Origin of the sequence: Alteribacillus sp. YIM 98480, assembly GCF_009765375.1 — a bacterium.
Classification (GTDB): domain Bacteria; phylum Bacillota; class Bacilli; order Bacillales; family Marinococcaceae; genus Alteribacillus.
Map to the genome: position 1 here is coordinate 242524 of NZ_VTOK01000001.1, position 21971 is coordinate 264494.

The following is a 21971-nucleotide window of genomic DNA, read 5'->3' on the forward strand; positions in this document are numbered from 1 at the left end:
GGAAGTTTTTAATAGAAGGAGGGTTAAACTTCGTGTCGGAATTTTTATATCATGTACCTAATAATTTAGACGATCTCTTTTCAACGATAAAAAAACATGGATCCTCAGCAGCATTACTTGCTGGTGGAACAGATCTACTTATCCATTTAAAAGTAGGAAAGATTGCTCCACAACATGTCATTGACATAAAACATGTTAAAGAATTGTATGAAAAAATAACTTTTTGTTCCAACGGAATGACAATTGGAGCGCTTACAACACTTATTAATATAACCAAACATCCTGATGTACAGAAATTATATCCAGCTTTGTCAGAGTCAGCTCGAAAGGTGGGGTCAAAGCAAATTCGCAACAGAGGTACACTAGTTGGTAATATTTGCAATGCTTCCCCAGCAGCTGATACTGCTCCGGCACTACTTATATACAATGCAGAAGTAACCATTGTTGGGATGAACAGTCGCCGGACTATACCGTTTGAATCTTTTATTAAAGGACCGGGTAAAACGGACTTAAAAGAGGGAGAAATAGTCGAAAGTTTGTTTTTTCCCTTCCCGCCTGCTAACTCAACATCAAATTTTGTGAAATTGGCGCGCAGAGAAGGGGCCGACTTAACTATTGTGGGAACAGCAACGTTAGCTGCATCTAATTATGAAACGCGAATTGCACTCTGTGCCGTTGCTCCTATTCCTTTTAGAGCCTGCTCGGCAGAATACGTATTGAATCAAGGGGGGTATAATCAACAAAATATAGATAAAGCACTTGAGAAAGTTGTACATAATGCAAATCCAATATCGGATTTACGTGCAACCAAGGAATATCGTCTTGCAATGGTTGAAGTAATAACTCGAAAGTCTTTAGAAAATTCACTCAAAATCCTTACAAACTGATATACAATTCTATTATTTATGAATATGAAACAGAAATGAGGTGAGAACCAAGAATGGAGAATGAATCTTTTGAACTTGAATTTATTTTAAACGGTGAAAGCAAAAATATAAGAGTGAAACATTACTGGACCTTAGCTGAAGTTCTTCGGAGTCAGGAAGGATTAACTGGAACCAAACTTTGTTGTGAGGAGGGTGAATGTGGAGCTTGCACGGTAATTGTAGATGGAAAATCAGTAACATCGTGTATTGTGTTAGCCCCTGAAGTCCAAGGAAGCAATATTGTTACAATTGAAGGTCTGTCACAAGATGGAGAGATTGACCCGGTACAAGAAGCATTTATAGAAGAAGGTGCTGTACAATGTGGATACTGTATTCCGGGAATGGTTATGTCTGCCAAAAATTTACTTGATGAAAACGACTCCCCTGATGAAGAAGAAATAAAAGAAGCACTCGGTGGAAATATTTGCCGATGTGCCGGGTATTACAGAATTATTTGTGCTGTTCAATCAGCAGCACAGAAATATAAAGAAAAAGTGAAAGTATTATAGAAATGAGGTGAAAAACTTGAGTATTACGATTGCAGATAAAGATACAGAGAACGATTTAAAAATAGTGGGGAAAAATGTTAAACGTTCAGATGCATTAAAAAAAGTAACTGGCACTTTAGATTATGTTATTGATCAGAAAATGCCAGGTATGCTACATGGAAAACTTTTACGTTCTGAGTATGCAAGAGCTGAAATTATTAAAATAGATACAACAGAGGCTAAAGCTATAAAAGGTGTTTATGACGTATTGACAGGAGAAAATTTATCTCAACCTGTACCGCGTTTTGGTTCTATTAAAGAAGATCAGCCGTTGTTGGCTGACAAGGAAGTTAAATATCATGGGGAACCGATTGCTATAGTATTAGCAGTCGATGAAGAGACCGCTAAGAAGGCCTTGAAATATGTAAAAGTTAAGTATAAACAATTACCGTCTGTCTCAACAATAGAAGAGGCATTAAAACCAAATGCGCCGATCGTTCATTCGAATGATCAGGATAACGAGAAAACAAATTCTAATATATGTGGCCATTGGGATTATAATTGGGGGGATGTTGATCTACAGAAAGAAAACAGTTCGTTCACTATCAATAATGAGTTTGAATTTCCTATGATTCACCATTTTCCAATTGAACCGTATTCTTGCATTTCATATCCTGTTGATGATGAATTAGTAATAAAAACCCCAATCCAACACCCTTTTATTTTGCGTCGGGTTGTGGCGCAAGCGTTGAATATGGAATTGTCAAAAGTAAGAGCCATTTCTAACACAATAGGTGGAGGATTTGGAGGGAAAGGCTATCCAAAAATTGAACCTTTAGCAGCCTATCTAGCAATGGAAACTGTAAGACCTGTAAAGATTACATTATCTTTAGATGAAGGTTTTTTTTCCGCACGACGCTCCTCTGCACAAGTCAATATATGCACGGGATTTAATAGTGAAGGATTCATTAACTATCAAGATATTACAATAAAATACTTAATAGGAGCTTATGCTGATTCTGCTCCAAGAGTAGCAGGAAAATCTAGTTATCTTGCATGCGGTCCTTATCGAACACCAAATGCTAGAATAAATTGTGAAGCTGTTTATTCAAATACAGTGCCCAGTACTGCATTTAGAGGATTTGGGATGCCACAGTTAATTTGGGCTTTGGAATCTCAAATGAATGAAGCAAGTAAAATTGTAGGTCTTGACCCGGTCGACATTCGACTTAAAAATCTTCCTGAGAAAGGAGATGTGTTAATACCAGGGGATAATCCTGTAGATGGGGATTGGAAACAAGGGCTGCGCAAAGCTGCTGAATTAATAGGTTGGGGAAAAGATAATGAAAAAAACAAAGGCAAAGGGATAGCGATTGGGATAAAAAACCCCATTCCAGCATCTGTTTCTAAATCAATTGTTAGACTACACGCCGATGGAAGTGTCACGGTATCTTCAGGAACTTCTGAAATGGGACAAGGAGCAAAAACTGTTATGGGTCAAATCGCAGCTGAGGAATTAGGTGTACCTATGAATCGTGTATCTGTAAATCTTGGTGACACATCCGTAGCTCCTTTTGATACAGCTACAGCAGGAAGTCGCTCAACGGTAAGTATGGGTAGAGCAATTAAGAGTGCGTGTGATGATATAAAAAATCAAATAAAAGAAATAATACATGAACTCTATACATTGAAAACAAGCGAAGAAATGATAATATCTGACGGATACGTAAAAGTACACGAAAAAGTTATCTCTTATGCTGAGATTCTTACTGAATATATGGGACCAAATTTAGGAGAGATTGTCGGACGAGGAGTGTTTAAAGGGACGAAGATTAATAATCATCCAATGGGAGGTTTGGCAGATTTTTGGGAAATTGTATTTACAGCTTCTGAAGTAAAAGTAGAGAAAGAAACTGGAAAGTTAAATATCAATAAACTGCTCAATGTAAGCGATGTGGGTTGTGTAATTAATCCATTACAAGCAGAAGCCCAAGAAGAAGGTGCAGCAATAATGGGGTTAGGTCATACATTGATGGAGCAATTGGTATATGATAACAATTCTTCTAAACTAATGAATGGAAGTGCATTAGATTATCGAGTGCCAACTTCAATGGATATTCCAGATAATTTTGAAAGCGATTTCATAGAAAACCACGATGGACCTGGTCCGTTTGGAGCAAAAGGTCTTGGCGAAAGTGGTATTATTGCTGTTGCTCCTGCTGTTGCTGGTGCTGTGTCTGAGGCAGTAGGTATAAAAATGAAAGATTTGCCAATCTCAGCAGAAAAAGTTTGGGGATTAATAAATAATAAAAAATAGATAAATACTTATCGTTTAACTCTTTTACCTTGAATGTACAAGGTTGAAAAAAAGGTTTTTGATCTGTTGTTTATTAGATTCTCGTATCATCTTCCAATTTATGCCGCGATTATCACGGTGAATAATTTTCTACTTATACCCAATTGGGAGTTAGAAGGTAAACGTAAATTTTAAGGGAGGATGAAATTATGGACAAAAGAGAAATTTCCAATGAACAAACTGCTTCAGATCAAGCTGTTGCAGAACAAGCTGCTACTGAACAGGCAGAAATAGAACCAAGTGACTTACAAGAAGCCAATAATGCAACACCGCTCAGTAAATTGATGAAATACTCAAAATTAATGGGACCTGCTTGGGTAGCTATTGCATTAAATATAGGAGGCGCAACAATAGCTGCTGCTGTTGTTGTAGGTTCATCAACAGGTTTTAAATTTTTATGGGCTCTGGTTCCAGAAGTGTTTACTATTTGGATCGCGTGTATTTTATGTACAAAGTTAACGTTAGCTACAGGTGAAGGAACGATAGGAGCTGTAAGAAAATTTTTAGGTGAAGGAGCAGCATTGTTTACCGGTATTTGTGTTTTTATGGTAAATGCGATTTTCCATGCTGTTAACTTTTTATTAGCTGGTATGGCATTAGAAACATTGTTTGGAGTAGACCAAAGATTAGGTTCTCTCGTTGGATTAGTTTTTATACTACTTATCGTGTTTAATCCGGCCAAAGGAGACCGATATATAAAGATCATAGAAACAACACTCCGAATTTCCATTTGGCTTCTATTTCTTACCTTTTTACTCGTACTATTTATGATTGATATTCCATGGGGAGAATTATTTAAAGGGTTATTTGTACCAACTTTACCTAATTCTAGTGAAGAAATGGCCACATTTGCAGGCCTTCTAGGAGCAGCAATTGCGGTAAACGTACCAGTAATGGCCGCTTATGGAATAAAGGAAAGAAAATGGGGTAAAAGGCGCAGCGGCTTAAGTATTTTTGAAATAACATTTACTCATATTATGTTACTTCTTGTACAGTTAGTTGTTGTTATAGCTACAGCCTCAACACTATTTCAAGAAGGAACAGTAGTAACAGATGGGATCGTTGCAGCCCAAGCACTCGAACCATTTGCAGGAGGATTTGCAGTCTATTTATTTGGGATTGGGTTGCTAGCTTCGGTATTTACAACATTGGTTTCACAAGTTCTTCTATCTGGTTATTTAATCACAGATACAATGAAATGGAAGGTTGATACAAAGTCTACAAAATTTAAACTGAGTCAATTAGCAGTAGTAATATTAGGTGTAACAGCTCCACTTTTTGGTTGGAATGCATTCCAGGGGGTTATCTATGCAAGTGCCGTTAATCTTACATTTATGCCGGTGGGAATAATTCTTTGGTGGTTAATAGGCAATAAAACAAACGTTATGAATGAATTAAAACTAAGTAAACCAATGAATATTAGTGTGGCTTTAGGTCTTATCCTAGTTTTGATTGCAACAATTAGATTTTGGATTAATCTGTAGTAATAGAATTTATCATTCATCGTCTTCCTCTATTAGAGCCATTGAAATGATAAAAACATAAACAAAAACCATACAAAAAAGAGGTGTTTATTAAATATGAAGCATTCTAGTTTAACAGGAGTAATTCCTGCTAATTTGATCGCCTTTAATGAACAATTAGAACTCGATGAGAAAAACTATCGACTCCATATTAGGCATATTGTAAACACAAAAGGTGTCGCAGGTATCACTACTAATGGGCACGCTGCGGAAGTAGCTTCATTAACATTTGATGAACAAAGAAGGAGTTTAAATATTACTTTAGATGAAGTCTCCGGAAAAGTCCCTGTTATTTGTGGAATCTATGAAAATGGAACTCAAAAAGCAGCCGACATGGCTAAAATGGCTGAAAGAGAAGGTGCAGATGCCCTTCTAGTGTTTCCGTCAGAAGTTTTAAATTTTGGGCATCAATTACGACCTGACATGGCATATTATCACTACGCTACGGTAGCTAAAGCAACGAATTTGCCTATTGTTGCTTTTGTGTACCCTACCACTTCAGGTTTGCATATTCCAACGGACCATTTAGTGAAAATTTGTAAAGAAATTGATAATGTAGTAGCTGTTAAAGAGTGGTCTAATGATATATTTGTTTATGAGCAAAACTACCGTGAACTAAAGAAATTAGACAAGCACATATCCATATTAACGAGCTTTAGTAAATCATTACTTGCTTCACTTTGTATAGGTGCTGATGGTATTCTTTCAGGACACGGCAGTCTTATAGCGGAAATTCAAGTGCACCTTTATGAGGCAGTTAAATCAAATGATTTAGAAAAAGCCCGTATAATAGCTGAAAAACTTTATCCTTTAGTTCAAGTGTTTTACAAAGAGCCTTTTTTGGATATGCATAACAGAATGAAAGAGGCAAATGTTTTATTAGGTAGAATGGAAAAAGCCTATGTGAGACCTCCTTTACAAAAAATCTCGGAGGAAGAGCGTAATATAATTGATGAAGTTATTATGAACGCTAGATTACCACAATACAAGGAAATCAAAAAATAATTTTTCGAATATTTTAATATCATTACAAATAAGCAATATGGAGGGTTCACAATGAAATTATCGACAGTGCTTATCAATAACGAATCAAGATTAGTAGGATTTCTTAATGAAACTCATGTAATTGATTTATTTGAAGCTCAAAAAGAGCTTAATAATAAAGAAATCCCTGAAAATGTTTGGATGAACATGCAATCATTTATAGAAGCCGGAGAGCCAGCCATTTTAGCTTGTCAACAAATGTTGTCAGACTTTACAGACAGTTTGTCACATAGTTTTATTTACCCCTTCGAGGATCTCAAAGTTCTTCCTCCCATCCCGAGACCATTGAAAAACATTATGTGTGTAGGGCGAAACTATAAAGAACATGTTGGTGAAAGTAAACAGCTAAGTGGAAAGTCACAACCAATACCAGAGAAACCTATCTATTTTACAAAATCTTTTACTAGTTTAGTGGCTCATGAGGATTTTATCGAGTTTAATCGTAACGTCACAGAAAAAGTTGATTATGAGGGAGAGCTAGCAGTCATTATTGGAAGTAAAGGTAAAAATATTTCTAAAAATAAAGCAATGGACTATGTATTTGGTTATTCAATTATGAATGATGTATCCGCTCGTGATCTACAGTTTGGACATGTCCAATATTTTAAAGGCAAAGCTTTAGATACCTTTGCTCCAATAGGTCCATGTATTGTCCATAAATCTTCTCTTCCAGATTACACAAAATTTAAATTACAAACAACTGTAAATGGTGAACTGCGACAATCAGCTTCGTTAGAACAACTTATTTTCGATATCCCTACGATTATTTCGACTCTTTCTTCTGGAATGACCTTGCATCCAGGTGACATTATTGCAACTGGTACGCCTTCTGGGGTAGGTGGTGGATTTGACCCACAACGTTTTCTTAATGATGGTGACATAGTAGAAATTACGGTAGACCCGATTGGTACATTAAGAAATAGTGTGCGTGAATTATAAGCTATATTCTATGAAAGGACGGAGAAATATGCAATTTATTGATTTAAGTGTTCCACTTGAACATGAACCTATAACAGAAAAAAGACCTTCCCGTATTGAAAGATTTAATCATGATAAAGAGGGGCTAGACTTTTTAACAAAAGCCTTTGGATGTGAACCGTCTGACTTAGTTTTATCCGGTGGACTGGGAAATGCGATTGAAGTAGTTACGGCAGGTACACATACTTCTACACATATGGATGCCCCTTGGCATTATGCACCGACTTCAGAAGGAAAACCAGCGCGTACAATTGACGATGTACCTTTAGAATGGTGTTATAACAATGGTGTACGATTGGACTTTAGACATCGTAAAGATGGAGACGTTATTACACCGGAGGAATTAAAAGAAGAGCTAAATCGGATTAATTACGAACTGAAATCTTTTGATATTGTACTGATAATGACAGGTTGCGATAAAAAAATGGATTCAAAAGATTATTTCCAGCAGCCAGGTTTAGGGAGAGAGGCAGTTCTTTGGCTAGTAGAAAGAGGGGTGAAAATCATAGGTATTGATGCCTGGGGCCTTGATACATCGTTTGAGGCCATGGCTGAAAAATTCCAAAAGTCAGGAAATGGAGAAGTATTGTGGCAGGCTCATTTTGCTGGTATAGAACGAGAATATTGTCAGCTTGAAAAATTAACGAACTTAGATTTGTTACCGCCTCATGGTTTTAAAGTCATCTGTTTTCCTATTAAAGTTGAAAAAGGAAGCGGGGGTTGGAGCAGAGTTGTGGCAATAAAAGATTAAAAAAACTTACTTGCTAGATGAGAAACAATTAATGTAAAGGGGATTTGAGTAATATATCTCTCCTTAGGAGTTTATCTCAAATCCTTTTACATTATTGTTTAAACAAGGGAATTGATAAATGGATCTGATAAAAATGATTAGGAATATTATCTAGTTATACGAAAGAAGTTTTCGTGTATAAATGGTGTTCTATTGTAAAAAAAGTAAGCGCTTTGTATACCTATTGCTAAATTTCCTTTTAACCAATAATTGCCCGCACGGCAAAATATAAAATAGAAGGACACAATAAACAACCAAGTCCGGTATAAAATGTGGCTGTCATTGCTCCGTATGGCACTAACTTAGGGTCTGTCGCTGCAAGCCCTCCGGCCACACCGCTTGTTGTTCCCATTAGACCACCGTAAACAAGAGCAGAACGCGGGTTATCAAGGCCGATATATTTTGCAACGAATGGGGTGCCGATCATCACTAGGATTGATTTAACTAGTCCTGCAGCAATACTTAAAGCAATAACCTCTGAACTAGCACCAACTGCTCCTCCGACTACTGGGCCTACAATATAAGTCGCCGCTCCCCCTCCAATCGTGGTGAGACTTGCTGCATCAGTATAACCAAACGAAAAGGCGACGATGACACCAATGATGAAAGAAACAAAAATGCCCATAAATAGGGAAAGAATACCGGTGAAACCCGCTTTTTTTATTTCTTCAATGCTTGCTCCAAAGGCAGTGGCGACAATAGCAAGGTCGCGAAGCATCGCCCCTCCCATTAAACCTATTCCTGAAAACATTTGAAGATCAGCTATCCCATTTTCTCCACCTGTACTGACTCCGCCAATATAAGCCAGCACCAGCCCAAGAATGATCGCAATAGCTGAACCGTGCAATCGTCCTTTGGTAAGCTTATCAGATAGAAAATACGAAAAGTACATCGTAATCCCAACAACAGCAAAGGCAGTGACTAAACTATTATCCTCAAACATAGCGAAAATGGTATCTTGCATAACGTTTTCCTCCTAGTTAGTTGGCTTTATCCATTTTATTTTCATTCAAAAATGATTCCGGTTTGCCTTTTCCTATGTTAGAAAGAACAGGTACAAGAGCAAAGCTAGCTGTAACAGCGAGCACTCCGGCTAGAATAGCCATAGGACCGCCCTCTAGTGCACCAGCAACATTTTGCTGCGCAGACATAGCAACAACAATAGGTATATACATAGCACTCCAAAAAGATAAACCTTCCTGAGATTTTTCTTTAAGTTTATTCTTTTGTTTTAAACGATCTACTAATAATACTAGCATGATCATGGCTATCCCTACTCCGCCAACATTTGCATCAATCCCCAAAACCGTGCCTAATAAGTCACCCGCCATTACACCAGTTAACATACAAATAGCTAATAATGCCACCCCGTATACAACCACTTTATCCTCTCCTTTATCGTTTGGAATAGTCGGGAGTATTAATAAAATTTTATAGATGAACGAAAATCAAAATATAAACACCTCCTTATATCAGAAAACGCTTTCAAAATTACTCAAAAAAATATACTGTCGACTATAGACTATGTATTTTATAATAGAGAGTAAGTAAACAGAATGCAACCACTATTTAAAATTTTCCAAAAATAATTGAATAGTAACAAATTTTAAGGTATAATGTAATCGACAGTCGACAGGAGAGTGAAACTTATGTCTAGTATTGATCTTTCTAATAACGCGTTATCAAACAAAATAGCAGATCATATATCGAAACAGATCATTTCCGGAGACCTTAAACCTGGAGAGAAAATAGTAGAAAATTTTTATGCAGAAGAATATGGCACAAGCAGAGCTCCGGTAAGGGAAGCCATATTTTTATTAACTATTGAAGGGCTTGTTGAAAGAATTCCAAGAAAAGGAGCTGTTGTTAGAGGATACACGGAATCGGAGATTTATGATCTATTAGAAATAAGAATTAACTTAGAATCTTTGGCAATGAAAAGAATTACCGAAAACGGAGTAGACCTAAACGAACTTGCCGAAATGAAAAAAATTCTTACGCAGATGAAAAATATAAATGATAGAGAGCGCTACACGCAATTAAATCATTCGTTTCATATGTGTTTGCTTAGGATGAGTGAAAGCGAGATCATTAAAAATACTTATACCCGTTTGGAATATCCGCTGCTTACGGTGCAGAACCTTTCGTTTTCTATGGAGGGAAATATTGAAAAATCCATTCAAGAACATGAAAAACTGATTGAATGGTTGGAAAAGAATCAGTTGGAAAAAGCAGCAAGTTTATTAAATACACACAATCAATATGTCATAGAAAGCATTAAAAAACGTATGTTAAAGAAGCAGTAATGGGGATTGAAACCCCCATTACATTAAATATTTGGTCGACTATCGACTAAGGGAATCATTATATTAAGGGAGGTGAGTGTTTTGTGAGTATTGCGTTTTTATGCCCGGGACAGGGATCCCAGCAGCCTGGCATGCTTCATCGGCTTCCTGATCATCCGCAGGTACAAAAAACAATGAACGATGCAGAAGATCTCTTAAAAAAAGACGTGTTTTCTTTAGATACCGAAAAAGAGTTCCAGTCAACAACAGCCGTTCAGATCTCGCTTTTTCTTTGGAGCATTGCAATGTATCGAGTGTTTCGAGCTGAAGGAGTCAAGCCTGATATGGCTGCAGGCCATTCTGTCGGTGCTTTCAGTGCAGCAGTTATTGTCGAAGCTTTGTCCTTTAAAGAAGCTCTAAAGCTTGTGAGAAAAAGGGGGAAATGGATGGAGGAGGAACATCCATCTGGATATGGAATGGGTGTTGTTACAGGGCTTTCTTATAATCAACTAAAAAGGCTGTTGAAAGAACATGATTCTAACAAAACAGTGTATATAGCTAACCTTAATGCGGATGATCAATTCACGATATCAGGCTCTCAAACAGCTTTGGACGTGTTTTTGAAGTCAGCTTCAAATGAAGGAGCCAGAAAAGCAGAACTGCTGAATGTTACGGTTCCATCTCATTGTGAGTTAATGAGGGATGTAACAAAAAAAATGAGGCAAGCGTTGAATGAAATATCTTTTAGTCGTCCAAAAATTCCTTATGCTGGCAATGCAATAGCAAGAGCTTTTTTAGATGCAGAAAGGATAAGAGAAGACCTTGCTGAAAGTATTTCCAAACCGGTTCGCTGGAATGAAACGGTCCATCTCTATTATGAAAGAGGAGCACGGCTGTTTGTTGAACTTTCTCCTCAAGCTGTTCTATCTGATCTGGTAAATAAAACATTTCCAGAGGCCCGCGCTATATCAGTAAGCAATGGTTTAGAAAACTGTCTCTTCCTATTAGAGAGATATAACCGTAAGTCATAAAGAGTAGAAACATGAAAGGGGAGGTATATTTTATGAATCCTATACAGGTACAAAGAGAAAAAACTCGTTCTTGGACTACTAGAAGAGATGCAAAGCGTAAAAGAAAAGATGGGCTTTCAGGCATAACAGATGGAAAAGTGATTCCGACTGAAAGTATTGTAGATGTACTCGAAACCCTAATTAAGCCGGGTGACAGGGTAGTGTTAGAGGGGGACAACCAGAAACAGGCGTCCTTTTTATCGCAAGCTCTTTCTAGTGTAAATCCAGAAAAAGTTAAGCGATTACACATGATAATGTCCAGTGTCTCGCGGCCGGAGCATTTAGATCTTTTTGAAAAGAACATAGCAGAAAGGGTAGACTTCGCTTTCTCTGGTCCACAAAGCCTTCGGGTAGCTCAGATGCTTGAAGATGAAAAACTGACTATCGGCGGTATTCATACTTATATTGAACTCTACGGAAGATTGTTTATTGATCTCATTCCTAAAGTGGCACTTGTAGCAGCGGATAAAGCAGACAGTCAAGGCAACCTATATACAGGAGCTAATACTGAGGAAACCCCAACGCTTGTAGAAGCAGCTGCTTTTAGAGATGGTATTGTCATTGCTCAAGTCAATGACATAACAAAAGAATTACCGCGAGTAGATATTCCAGGATCTTGGGTGGATTATATTGTAGAAGCAGATAAGCCATATCAATTGGAGCCCTTATTCACAAGAGATCCCCGTCATATTTCAGAGATTCAAATATTAATGGCAATGATGACGATTAGAGGTGTGTATGAAAAACATAAAGTTCAGTCCTTAAACCACGGAATCGGCTTTAATACGGCAGCTATTGAATTATTGCTCCCTACCTTTGCAGAAAAACTAGGATTAAAAGGAGAGATATGCAAGCATTGGGCTCTTAACCCTCATCCGTCTTTAATTCCTGCCATTGAAAGCGGCTGGATTGAAAGTATTCACTGCTTTGGTGGAGAAGTGGGAATGGAAAAATATATTGAAGCAAGGCCTGATGTCTTTTTCACAGGGCCTGATGGAAGTCTTCGTTCGAATCGTACATTGTCTCAGTTAGCCGGCCAATATGCTGTTGATCTCTTTGTTGGTTCTACCCTTCAGATGGATCGCGACGGAAATTCATCTACGGTCACTTCCGGCAGATTAGCAGGGTTTGGCGGAGCCCCTAACATGGGGCATGATCCAGGTGGAAGACGTCACTCTACACCTGCATGGCTAAACATGATAAATTCCGATGATCCGCTAGCAAGAGGAAAGAAATTAGTCGTTCAAATGGTAGAAACATTCCAATCCGGCAATCAGCCTGTATTTGTTGAATCTCTTGATGCGGTTGAAGTTGGAAAAGAAGCTAAATTAGATACTGCCCCTGTCATGATTTATGGATCGGATGTGACTCATTTAGTAACCGAAGAAGGAATTGCTTATCTTTATAAAACAGACAGTATGGAAGAAAAAAGGGCAGCGATTGCTTCTGTAGCAGGGGTAACACCTATTGGATTGGAACGGAATGCCAAACGGGCAGAACAGCTTAGAAGAGATGGGATTATTGCTTTGCCCGAAGATTTAAAGATACGTAGAACAGACGCTAAGCGTTCCTTATTGGCAGCAAAAAGTGTTGAAGAGTTAGTAGACTGGTCCGGCGGATTATATGAGCCTCCAGCGAAGTTTAGAAGTTGGTAGGAGGGAAGGTTATTGAAGTGGGAAGAAGTAACAGCCTGCAGCGAGGAATTATCAGAAACAGCTGCTGTTTCTTTAATAGAAGAAGCAGCCTTAACCCCAAAACCAGGGCTGGTGGATAAAAGTAATACTGGGGCTCATACGGATCTTGATTATAATATCATGGCATTATCTGCTGTAGCGTTAAAATCTACTTTTAGAGACATAGCAGAAACGTCTTTTAACCAGCCAATTGATCAGTCATTAAGAGAAAAAATTGCTGTAATTGGACGACACGGAGAAAAAACGATGCTTCAAGCAACAGGAGGAGTTAACACGCATAAAGGAGCCATTTGGGCGCTTGGATTACTTACTGCAGCAGCAGCTTCACTAAATAAAAGTTCAATGAGAGCAGAAGACATTGCGCTTACGGCAGGGAAACTTGCTCAATTTCAAGATAGAAGAGCTGCATATCAAGAAACCAATGGCTCAAGGGTGAAACAATATTATGGTACACGCGGGGCAAAAGAAGAAGCACAGCAGGGATTCCCTCATGTAACTCTTCTGGCTCTCCCCGTTTTGTATGACAGAAGGAGAAAACAAGTCCATGAAGATCAGGCAAGGCTGGATGCCCTTCTTTCGGTCATGTCATCGCTCGATGACAGCTGTCTTCTTCATCGCGGTGGAAAAAACGCCTTACAAACAGCAAAAAGAAAATCTCTATCTATTTTAAAAGCAGGAGGGGTATCTGCTTTTAACGGTTATATTATGCTTCAAGAATTAGATAGAGAGTTAATAAAGATAAATGCTTCTCCTGGAGGAAGTGCTGATATGTTAGCAGCCGCTTTATTTTTGGATCATCTAATTAAATCGCCGCTTCATTTGTCTAACGCTGCGAAAAAAGAAATGACTATTTAAAGGGGGAGAGTATAACGTGGACACTTTAACATTTGAATTTAAAACAACCGAATTCATTCAAAACAGGGCTCATGTCGGAGTTGTCGGTTCAGGGGATTTAGAGATACTAATGGAGCCTGTAAAAGAACCTCATACAAAGGTAGAAATCAGAACAAATATCCAAGGGTTTGAAAAAATGTGGAGACTAGTACTAGAACGATTTATCCAGGAGAACGATATTTCGGCATTTATAAAGGTGAATGATTTTGGGGCTACGCCAGGAGTGGTCCGGCTTCGATTAGAACAAGCATTGGAGGTGAGTCAGAGTGAAGGTAAACATTAAAGAGAGTTTGTCTGAATTAAATGCTCGTGAGCGCGTGTTATCGTTAGTCGACAAAGGCAGTTTCCATGAATTTCTCGGTCCATTTGACGGAAAAGAATCCCCGCATTTGGCCGCACAGGGAGTAGTACCACAAAGTGATGATGGAGTGGTAGCAGGCAAAGGAATAATAGATGGGGCCTCGTGTGTAATGATAGCGATGGAAGGGGATTTTCAAGGCGGAGGGATAGGAGAAGTAGCAGGTTCTAAAATCGCTGCTGCCCTTGAACTTGCTCTGAAAGATAATAAAAACGGAACACTCACCCACGCGGTTATTATTTTTGATACAGGAGGAGTCCGTCTCCAAGAAGCTAACTATGGATTGCTAACGATAGCTGAGATCCACGCTGCGATCACAGATCTAAGAGAATACAGCCCTGTAATCGGTGTAATTCCTGGTAAAATCGGTGCATTTGGAGGAATGGCTATTAGTGCTGGCTTGTGCAGTACATTAATTATGACAAAGGAAGGCAGACTTTGTCTTAATGGTCCAGAAGTTATTGAACAAGAAGCTGGGATAGCAGAATTTGATTCCAAGGATCGTTTACTGGTTTGGCAGACTATTGGCGGCATGCAGCGTACCACGACAGGTTTTGCAGACGTTTTAACAGTGGACGATGCAACAATCATTAAAGAACATATAAGTGATGCATTTTCTAAAAATCCGGTAAACGTTCCAAGAAGTGCTGACGTAGAAAAATTTCTTTCCATAGTAAATACAATCGATCCGTCCTTTAAATATACTCCGGAAGGTTTTCAACATGTTGTAGAAGAAACAAAAAATAAGCGTAATAATTTCAAAAAAAGCCAGCATGGCACAAAGAAAAGCAGAGGAGAAATTTGGTTTGAAGTCTTTACTGGAAAATCGGCAATAGATATGCAAGAAGTTCCGTCTGTACTATGTGGAGAAGGCACAATTAATAACGAGAAAGCAAGCTTTTTATCTGTTGTGCCTGATGAAGAGGGAAGGTTTCCAAGAGCTAGAAATGGAGAAGTAGGACTAGAACAAGGCTGGATGCTGGCAAAGTATGTGCGTGAAATAATAGAAGAAGATAAAGGCAGTGACAAGAGACCAATTGTAGCAATTGTTGATGTTCCAAGCCAGGCATACGGCTATAATGAAGAATTGGCTGGGATTTATCTTTCCTGTGCAGCAGCTGTAGATGCGTACGCAGCAGCTAGGAGGGCGGGTCACCCTGTTATCGCGCTGATTGTAGGAAAGGCTATTTCCGGTGCATTTTTGTCTCATGGCCTTCAAGCGAATCGAATTCTCGCACTGGATGATGAAAATGTTCAGGTGCAAGTAATGTCCAAACAGTCGGCTGCCAGAATTACCTTGCGTACGATAGAGCAAGTCGAAGAAGCAGCCAAAAAAGTACCAGCAACAGCTTACGATGTGCGCTCCTTTGCAACTCTTGGTGCATTAGAAGAGTTGATTCAAGACATTGAGCCGGACCAGCCAGGGAAAGACGACGTCGCATCCGTAGAAGAATCACTGAAAAAAACAGTAAATGATATTCAAAAAAGCAATGCCGGTATAGAGCGTAGATTAAGCACACCCCAAGCGCTCTCTGGAGGAAGAAAAGCATCCATTGAAGTAAGAAAATTGATGGAAGAACAATGGAAATAAAACCTCATGATTTACTGCAGTTTACTACTATAAACGATTTGCGAATGAAAGAGAATCCTCCTGAATGGGCCATTGATGCTATTGGAGAAATGCCGTATGTTGTAGTAAGACGAGCACCTATCGTTCATAATCACATCCCTGTTGGAATTAGAGGAAAAGAACGCGGACATAGATTAGCAGCAGAAATTCCGCTTGAAAAAATAAAAGCTCGCTGCTCTCCAGAATTTATTGTAGAAAATCGTTTGTGGAATCGTTTGAAAAAGGAAAGACGTCTTTTGCCAGTGCTAAACTCCCTGTGTTCCATTCATCGTATTTTTCAATCTTATCACTTAAAGTGGGGAATAACGGGTAGCGCAGGATTTGAGCTTGTAACAGAGATACCAGCTGTGTCTCTATCAAGTGATTTAGATCTTATTATTCGAACGGATGGAATAACCGAGAAAACGGCATGTAATTTATATAAAGATCTTAGTCATTTTACATTCCGAATAGATGTCCACATAGAGGGAAAACATGGGGCTTTTGCCTTAAGTGAATATGTCAATAATATGGGCAAAATTATGCTTCGAACAAAAAACGGTCCTCTTCTTGCAGCGGATCCTTGGAAAGGCAAATGAACATTGAAAAATGTTGGCGGCAGACAAGTACAAATTTCCACAGAAGTTACGTTGCGAACTGAGAGGCCGCCAATGAAATATAAACCTTCATTCTAAGATTGGTGTATCTTATATAATAAAAAGACTTGGCAGAGAGCTAGGTCTTTTTATACTGTTTAACTTTATATAAGAATAGAGATAATGTTTATGAGCTGGTCGTTCATTATCAAAAGAAAAATTTTCTTCATTTGTGCCTACCGTAACCAGCCCTTCACTCATATTAATTCATTCTAGTTCAGAAACATGAGGGTTTTCATACGTTTTTGATTTTTGATAAAGAGGGAACAAAGGATTCATAGAAAAATTATACTTAATATCAGTGAGAAGTAATTCTTGATGCAGCTGTTCGTGATGAATGCCAAGGACAAGCAGGGAAGATATCTCATTATTCCACATTTCAGCATTGGAGAGGTAAGAGGAAATCGCCTCATCTACATGCTTACGATAAGTTTTAATTTCTTTTACGGTAGGACGGGAAAGGAAGTCTCGATGTGACTTCGGAAATGGTGTGTTTAATGTTCATAATACGAATTAAACAACAGCCTGGCATCATCAAAAAATTCATTATATCCATGAACGAAATGTTTTAATATGAATTCTTCAAAAAACCAGGTTGTATGGGCAAGGTGCCATTTAGGGGGGGCTGACATCACTCATAGCCTGAACGACAAAGTCTTCCGTTTCTAATCGTTCCGTGATTTTTTCTGTTAAGTATCTTGTATATAAATATTGATCCAATACAGCTTCTTTGTTAACAATGGTCATGTTCATCCGCATGTCCTCCCTTCGTCACATTACATGTTTTCTTTTTTCCCTTATATTAAGAGAAATAAACATGATTGGAGAAAGAGCATGAAAGTTATAGTAATGGCTGATACACATATGCCGAAAAAATCAATAAAGTTCCCGAGCCGGCTGTGTCAAGAGCTTGAGAACGCAGAACTAATTATCCATGCCGGAGACTGGCAAACACTTGAAGTTTATGAAGAATTAAAAAAATTTGGAGAGGTACATGGAGTATATGGGAATGTGGATGATGAGGATATAATACAGCAGCTGCCAAAGAAAAAAGTAATTGATCTAGATGGCTGGAAAATTGGTATTGTGCATGGGGATGGAGAAAAGAAAACCACCGAAAAACGAGCAATGGAAGCATTTGAGGAAGAACTTGATGTGATTATTTTTGGGCATTCACATTTGCCGCTTCTAAGGTACATTGGTAAAACGATGCTTTTTAATCCGGGATCTGCCACTGATAAACGGAAACTTCCCTTTTACTCATTTGGGAAATTAACGTTAAGTGAAGAAATCCATGCTGAACACATTTTTTGGAAAAAGGGAGAAAAATAAAAACGCTTGATTATAAGACGTTTTTATTTAAAGGTAAGAAATTATAAATAGTTGGCGTTTTACATGTCTAGCGCAAGCGCCTACTCGCTCGAGATTCCTTCGGTTCGTCAATGGAAAGCAAAGATCAGCTTTCCATATGCCGCCCCTCCAGGACTTGTCGATCGTGAGCATGGCGCTTGCGCTTTTTTTAATAGGTAAGAAAGTATAAATTTTGGCGTTTTTGATGTCTAGCTTCAGCGCCCAGCCGCTCAGGCGCACACGATGTGGGTCAGTTCAGCGTTGTCACAGGACGTGACGGTTTTAGCTGAACGTCCTATGTCTTCCCTTTCGACTCCGGGCCGCAGGCTACCCTGCGCGAAAGCTCCAGAACCTGTCGCGGCTGACCAGGGCGCTTGCGCTTTTCTTATTCTAATATAAAATTATATAGCTTTTTCTTCTTGAACAGTTACACTGGTTTGCGGTTTATATTCTGGCAGCGGATGTTGGAATGATTTTGTTAAATAAACAAGATATAAAAGACCGGCAGCTACCCAGATAGATCCCCCTATAAGCGTTGGAATATCTAATAAAGCAACCAAATAAATGATGAATCCCGCACCAATGATAGGGCAGACAAGATTGATGATGGAGTAGCCAAGTGAACGATTTTCTTTGTTTTTAAAGTACAAGCTGATGACGCATATATTAACAAAGAAAAACGCACTCAATGCTCCAAAATTAACGAAGCGGATGGCATCATCGACGCTGATAAATATAGCAAGCAAAGAGACAATGGATGCGAATAATATATTAAGGACAGGTGTTTTATATTTTGGGTGAACATAACCAAATAGTTTTTTCGGTAAGATAGAGTCTCTTCCCATCACATATAACAAGCGCGAAACACTTGTTACAGAAGCGAGCCCCTGCGTAAAAATAGCAGCAATAAGAACTGTCATAAATACTGCCCGAAGCAGGCTTCCACCAACTACCCCCATTAATTCAAGTGCGGCAGAATCTGGGTTTTGAAAAGTAAATGCCGGAAAAGATAGTTCAATAAAATAAGACATGGTAACATGCAGAACGCCGACAATTCCTATCATAATAAATATTGCTTTTGGAATCGTCTTTGTTGCCTTTTTAGTTTCTTCTGATAAAGTCGTCATTGTATCAAATCCTAAGAAAGAAAACACGACAATTGAAGCTCCAGCAAGAGCGATCGGAAGGGATAAATCTACATGCAAAAATGGTTCTGGAGAGACCAGACTGCCTGCTCCTTCTCCTGTAATTAGAGCGTAGACAAGAAAACCAGTAAATCCGATAATAAATATGATTTGCAGCGATACAAACAGACTGCTTATGTTTGCCGAAGAGTTAACTCCAATGATAGCAATCACTGCAAGCAGACAGATTAAACCGATTATCCAAGCATAAGCAGGAACTGCCGGAAATTCAGCGTGCATGAAAATGCCGAATGTGATACAGGCAATGATTGGAGCAAATAAGTAATTTAATAAAAGAACCCAGCCGACTAAAAAGCCTACATTAGGGTGAATGGCTTTTTTGGCAAAAGTATAAGCTGAGCCTGAAATTGGAAATCTTTTTGCCATGATGGCATAACTTAAACCAGTAAACAGTACCGCGACCACAGCTAAAAAATAAGCAGACGTCAAAAATCCGTTTGATCCTTCAAAAGCTACCCCAAACACTGAAAAATAGATCATCGGTGTGTTCCAGGCCAGACCCAAAAATACGACTTGCGGAAGGGTCAGGGTCTTCTTTAGTTCCGTTTTTGTACTCATAAAATAACCTCTCTTTAATAGATTAATAGAAAAACGAAAAAACTTTTTTAGAAAAATATATAATTGTTATTTAATTTTTTATCCCCTTCGCGAAAGGAGTAATTCATTTCATGGTGTTCATTTTTTCGGTAAAAAGAAGAAAGTTGCAACATTTGTGTTAGAGAACCTGACAAACTTTATTATTGTTTGTATGGAAAACCCTAATTTGACAGTGGATAGAGCTGAAAAAGAAAAATATCAAAAACAAAAAGATAAAAAGTAATAAAAATAGTTTGTCAAGAAACCTAACAATGGTGTTGCAGGTATCCAGATGGTTTGTCTATACTACAAATTAAATTCAACGCAATTCACAAGCGCATATAGGTTCTCGACAATTGGAGAACAAAAAAGCTGTCTAGGGTTCCGCCAGCAGGTGAAAAAGCTGGGACTGGTCCAAGAGAGAGCGTACAGACTGCTGGAAATGCACAGCGGCCTGTATACACGGAGGGACAAAAGCCTGGGAGATTAAATTCTCCTGGGCTTTTATTTTTTTTACGTTTTTCTACTTCCGCTATAAGGACACGGCAGCAAGCCAAGTTTTTCTAATTAAAGTTTAGAGGAGGAATATTTAATGAACAGAACATGGAGTTTGACACTAGAACCTGGGGCAAAGTGGTCGGGAACGATAGCAAAGGGAAACTATCTTCGATTTACAGCTCTTGAAGACGGAGCAAATTTATCAGTTTTACTATACAACGCTGCTAATTTAACGGAACGGTATAATATGCCGGATACATTAAAAGCTCAACATACCTCTCACCTTTCCAAAGGAAACGTTTTGATGAGTGATAACGGCCGCGTGCTGGCAAGCATTGTAGAAGACAGTCTCGGCTGGCATGACCCAATTGGAGGCTATACTTCTCGTGGTTTTACAGACGAGCAATATGGAAAAACGAGCTTTCAAGAATTGCAAAATGACTTTTTAAGAAGCGGACAGGAAAATTTTGCGATGGAGCTAGTGAGAAATGGCTTAAATCTTCGTGATCTGGTGCCAAACGTTAATTTGTTTTCAAAAATTTCTGCAAGTGAGGATGGATCTATGCAATTTGATGAAAATCACTGCAAAAAAGGTGACACAGTAAGATTGCGAACGGATATGGATGTGTTGTTAATTCTGTCAAATACGCCTAATCCGCATAATCCAAGCCAAACGTACCCATCCGTACCGGTGAAAGTGGAGCTTATTCCGGGGGAAGAGGCCGATGAATTAGATTACTGTGCAAATTATCGTTTGGAAAATCGGCGTGCTTTTGAGAATACATGGGACTATCACGTAATGATTGGACAATAAAACGTGCAAAGCACGAACGGTTTCCAAAAGATGGAACGATAGATACCATCTATAAACAATGAAAGACAATCTCGAACGTTAGAGTGGTGGCTGGGCAAATAGCAACTGCGGTCGTCACGTTAAAAACCACAAACATTTTTTAAAGGAGGACTTCTTATGACTGTAATTACTCAAACAAAAAGCTCAAGGAAACCAGAAAATGCGGTGTACGATCAACTAGTGCCGGCAGGAGAAGGATGGATGCGTGAATTAAAACCAGGCCAGGTATTTCGGATTGTCGATGAAGAAGGAAATCAGGCAGCAGACACGTTGTTTTTTGACGCTGAAAATCCGGAAGATCATTATAGCGCAATTGCTACGATATCAGCACAAAGTAATGTTTATTTAACAACTGGATCCATACTCCGGGCAGAGTCAGGGAAAGAGTTGTTAAAAATCGAAGCCGATACAGTAGGACGTCACGATACATTAGGGGGTGCCTGCTCAGCACAAAGCAACACCGTCCGCTATGCTCACGACAGGCTGCCCATGCATAACTGCAGAGATACGTTTATGATGCAGCTTGCCAATTATGGGGGCAATTATACGAAAAGAGATTTAGCTCCGAATATTAATTTCTTCATGAATGTGCCATTAAGTCCAGAAGGCGGTCTTGAGTTTGCAGATGGGATATCTGGTCCCGGTCATTATGTGGAGATGAAGGTTCTAAGCCGTACTACTGCTCTTATTAGTAATTGTCCGCAGCTTAATAATCCATGCAGCGGCTACAACCCAACACCGCTTCGTCTGCTCATTTGGGACGAGTAAAAAAACCATAAATGATAAAAGAGATATCAACTATATAAAGGAGAGGTCAT

22 protein-coding genes and 1 riboswitch are annotated in these 21971 nt (G+C 38.8%); of the genes, 18 read left to right on the top strand and 4 right to left on the bottom strand.

The annotated features are described in order from the left end of the window. Nucleotides 1-32: 32 nt before the first annotated feature. From FZF09_RS01035 to FZF09_RS01065, 7 genes are all read left to right on the top strand, one after another. Nucleotides 33-887 carry an FAD binding domain-containing protein gene (locus FZF09_RS01035; protein ID WP_158734708.1) on the top strand — a complete coding sequence of 285 codons (855 nt, stop codon included), beginning with the start codon at nucleotides 33-35 and terminating at the stop codon, nucleotides 885-887. 53 nt (nucleotides 888-940) lie between these two features. Further along, nucleotides 941-1435: a (2Fe-2S)-binding protein gene (locus FZF09_RS01040; protein ID WP_158734709.1), complete on the top strand. Its 495-nt coding sequence runs from the start codon at nucleotides 941-943 to the stop codon at nucleotides 1433-1435. Between the two features lie 16 nt (nucleotides 1436-1451). Further along, a complete protein-coding gene (locus FZF09_RS01045) occupies nucleotides 1452-3731 on the top strand; it encodes a xanthine dehydrogenase family protein molybdopterin-binding subunit (protein WP_158734710.1) in 2280 nt (759 codons plus the stop codon). A 188-nt stretch (nucleotides 3732-3919) separates the two neighbouring features. Continuing rightward, nucleotides 3920-5254, top strand: a complete 1335-nt coding sequence (locus tag FZF09_RS01050) for an NRAMP family divalent metal transporter (protein WP_158734711.1) — start codon at nucleotides 3920-3922, stop codon at nucleotides 5252-5254. A gap of 96 nt (nucleotides 5255-5350) precedes the next feature. Then, nucleotides 5351-6298 carry a dihydrodipicolinate synthase family protein gene (locus tag FZF09_RS01055; RefSeq protein WP_158734712.1) on the top strand — a complete coding sequence of 316 codons (948 nt, stop codon included), beginning with the start codon at nucleotides 5351-5353 and terminating at the stop codon, nucleotides 6296-6298. Nucleotides 6299-6349: 51 nt separating this feature from the next. Further along, nucleotides 6350-7276, top strand: coding sequence for a fumarylacetoacetate hydrolase family protein (locus tag FZF09_RS01060; RefSeq protein WP_158734713.1), 927 nt, complete (start codon nucleotides 6350-6352; stop codon nucleotides 7274-7276). Nucleotides 7277-7304: 28 nt separating this feature from the next. Next, entirely contained in the window at nucleotides 7305-8066 is a 762-nt protein-coding gene (locus FZF09_RS01065; protein WP_158734714.1) for a cyclase family protein, read from the top strand. 238 nt (nucleotides 8067-8304) lie between these two features. Here FZF09_RS01065 and madM read toward each other — a convergent pair whose 3' ends face one another. Continuing rightward, nucleotides 8305-9069 (bottom strand): malonate transporter subunit MadM, encoded by a 765-nt coding sequence (gene madM / locus FZF09_RS01070; protein ID WP_158734715.1) that lies wholly within the window; start codon nucleotides 9067-9069, stop codon nucleotides 8305-8307. Nucleotides 9070-9085: 16 nt separating this feature from the next. Next, nucleotides 9086-9487, bottom strand: coding sequence for a malonate transporter subunit MadL (madL, locus tag FZF09_RS01075; protein WP_158734716.1), 402 nt, complete (start codon nucleotides 9485-9487; stop codon nucleotides 9086-9088). 267 nt (nucleotides 9488-9754) lie between these two features. Between madL and FZF09_RS01080 the strand changes: the two genes are divergently transcribed. The 7 genes from FZF09_RS01080 (at nucleotide 9755) to FZF09_RS01110 (ending at nucleotide 16614) form a co-directional block, all read left to right on the top strand. Next, nucleotides 9755-10411, top strand: a complete 657-nt coding sequence (locus FZF09_RS01080; RefSeq protein ID WP_158734717.1) for a GntR family transcriptional regulator — start codon at nucleotides 9755-9757, stop codon at nucleotides 10409-10411. Between the two features lie 83 nt (nucleotides 10412-10494). After that, nucleotides 10495-11421 (top strand): ACP S-malonyltransferase, encoded by a 927-nt coding sequence (locus FZF09_RS01085; RefSeq protein ID WP_158734718.1) that lies wholly within the window; start codon nucleotides 10495-10497, stop codon nucleotides 11419-11421. Between the two features lie 32 nt (nucleotides 11422-11453). Continuing rightward, a complete protein-coding gene (gene mdcA, locus FZF09_RS01090; protein WP_158734719.1) occupies nucleotides 11454-13115 on the top strand; it encodes a malonate decarboxylase subunit alpha in 1662 nt (553 codons plus the stop codon). A 12-nt stretch (nucleotides 13116-13127) separates the two neighbouring features. Continuing rightward, nucleotides 13128-14009: a triphosphoribosyl-dephospho-CoA synthase gene (locus tag FZF09_RS01095; RefSeq protein WP_158734720.1), complete on the top strand. Its 882-nt coding sequence runs from the start codon at nucleotides 13128-13130 to the stop codon at nucleotides 14007-14009. Between the two features lie 16 nt (nucleotides 14010-14025). Next, nucleotides 14026-14331: a malonate decarboxylase subunit delta gene (locus FZF09_RS01100; protein WP_158734721.1), complete on the top strand. Its 306-nt coding sequence runs from the start codon at nucleotides 14026-14028 to the stop codon at nucleotides 14329-14331. Then, nucleotides 14315-15997 (top strand): biotin-independent malonate decarboxylase subunit beta, encoded by a 1683-nt coding sequence (locus FZF09_RS01105; protein WP_158734722.1) that lies wholly within the window; start codon nucleotides 14315-14317, stop codon nucleotides 15995-15997. Before FZF09_RS01100 ends, FZF09_RS01105 begins: the two co-directional genes overlap by 17 nt. Continuing rightward, entirely contained in the window at nucleotides 15988-16614 is a 627-nt protein-coding gene (locus FZF09_RS01110) for a malonate decarboxylase holo-ACP synthase (RefSeq protein WP_158734723.1), read from the top strand. The genes FZF09_RS01105 and FZF09_RS01110 overlap by 10 nt, the downstream gene beginning before the upstream one ends. Before the next feature lie 672 nt (nucleotides 16615-17286). Here FZF09_RS01110 and FZF09_RS01115 read toward each other — a convergent pair. After that, on the bottom strand, nucleotides 17287-17424 hold the full coding sequence (locus FZF09_RS01115) for a hypothetical protein (RefSeq protein ID WP_158734724.1): 138 nt from the start codon (nucleotides 17422-17424) through the stop codon (nucleotides 17287-17289). Nucleotides 17425-17505: 81 nt separating this feature from the next. Here FZF09_RS01115 and FZF09_RS01120 point away from each other — a divergent pair, with 81 nt between their 5' ends. Together FZF09_RS01120 and FZF09_RS22925 are read left to right on the top strand one after the other, a co-directional pair. Further along, nucleotides 17506-18003, top strand: a complete 498-nt coding sequence (locus tag FZF09_RS01120) for a metallophosphoesterase family protein (protein WP_158734725.1) — start codon at nucleotides 17506-17508, stop codon at nucleotides 18001-18003. 63 nt (nucleotides 18004-18066) lie between these two features. After that, on the top strand, nucleotides 18067-18201 hold the full coding sequence (locus tag FZF09_RS22925) for a hypothetical protein (protein ID WP_255450267.1): 135 nt from the start codon (nucleotides 18067-18069) through the stop codon (nucleotides 18199-18201). 221 nt (nucleotides 18202-18422) lie between these two features. Here the strand turns inward: FZF09_RS22925 and FZF09_RS01125 are convergent, their stop codons facing one another. Next, nucleotides 18423-19784, bottom strand: coding sequence for an APC family permease (locus FZF09_RS01125; protein ID WP_158734726.1), 1362 nt, complete (start codon nucleotides 19782-19784; stop codon nucleotides 18423-18425). A gap of 383 nt (nucleotides 19785-20167) precedes the next feature. Then, a riboswitch (guanidine-I (ykkC/yxkD leader) is annotated at nucleotides 20168-20289 on the top strand. A gap of 105 nt (nucleotides 20290-20394) precedes the next feature. On the opposite strand from FZF09_RS01125, the gene FZF09_RS01130 reads away from it, so the two are divergent. Continuing rightward, nucleotides 20395-21114 (top strand): urea amidolyase associated protein UAAP1, encoded by a 720-nt coding sequence (locus FZF09_RS01130; RefSeq protein ID WP_158734727.1) that lies wholly within the window; start codon nucleotides 20395-20397, stop codon nucleotides 21112-21114. A 156-nt stretch (nucleotides 21115-21270) separates the two neighbouring features. Continuing rightward, nucleotides 21271-21921, top strand: a complete 651-nt coding sequence (locus FZF09_RS01135) for an urea amidolyase associated protein UAAP2 (protein WP_158734728.1) — start codon at nucleotides 21271-21273, stop codon at nucleotides 21919-21921. The last annotated feature ends 50 nt before the right edge of the window (nucleotides 21922-21971 follow it).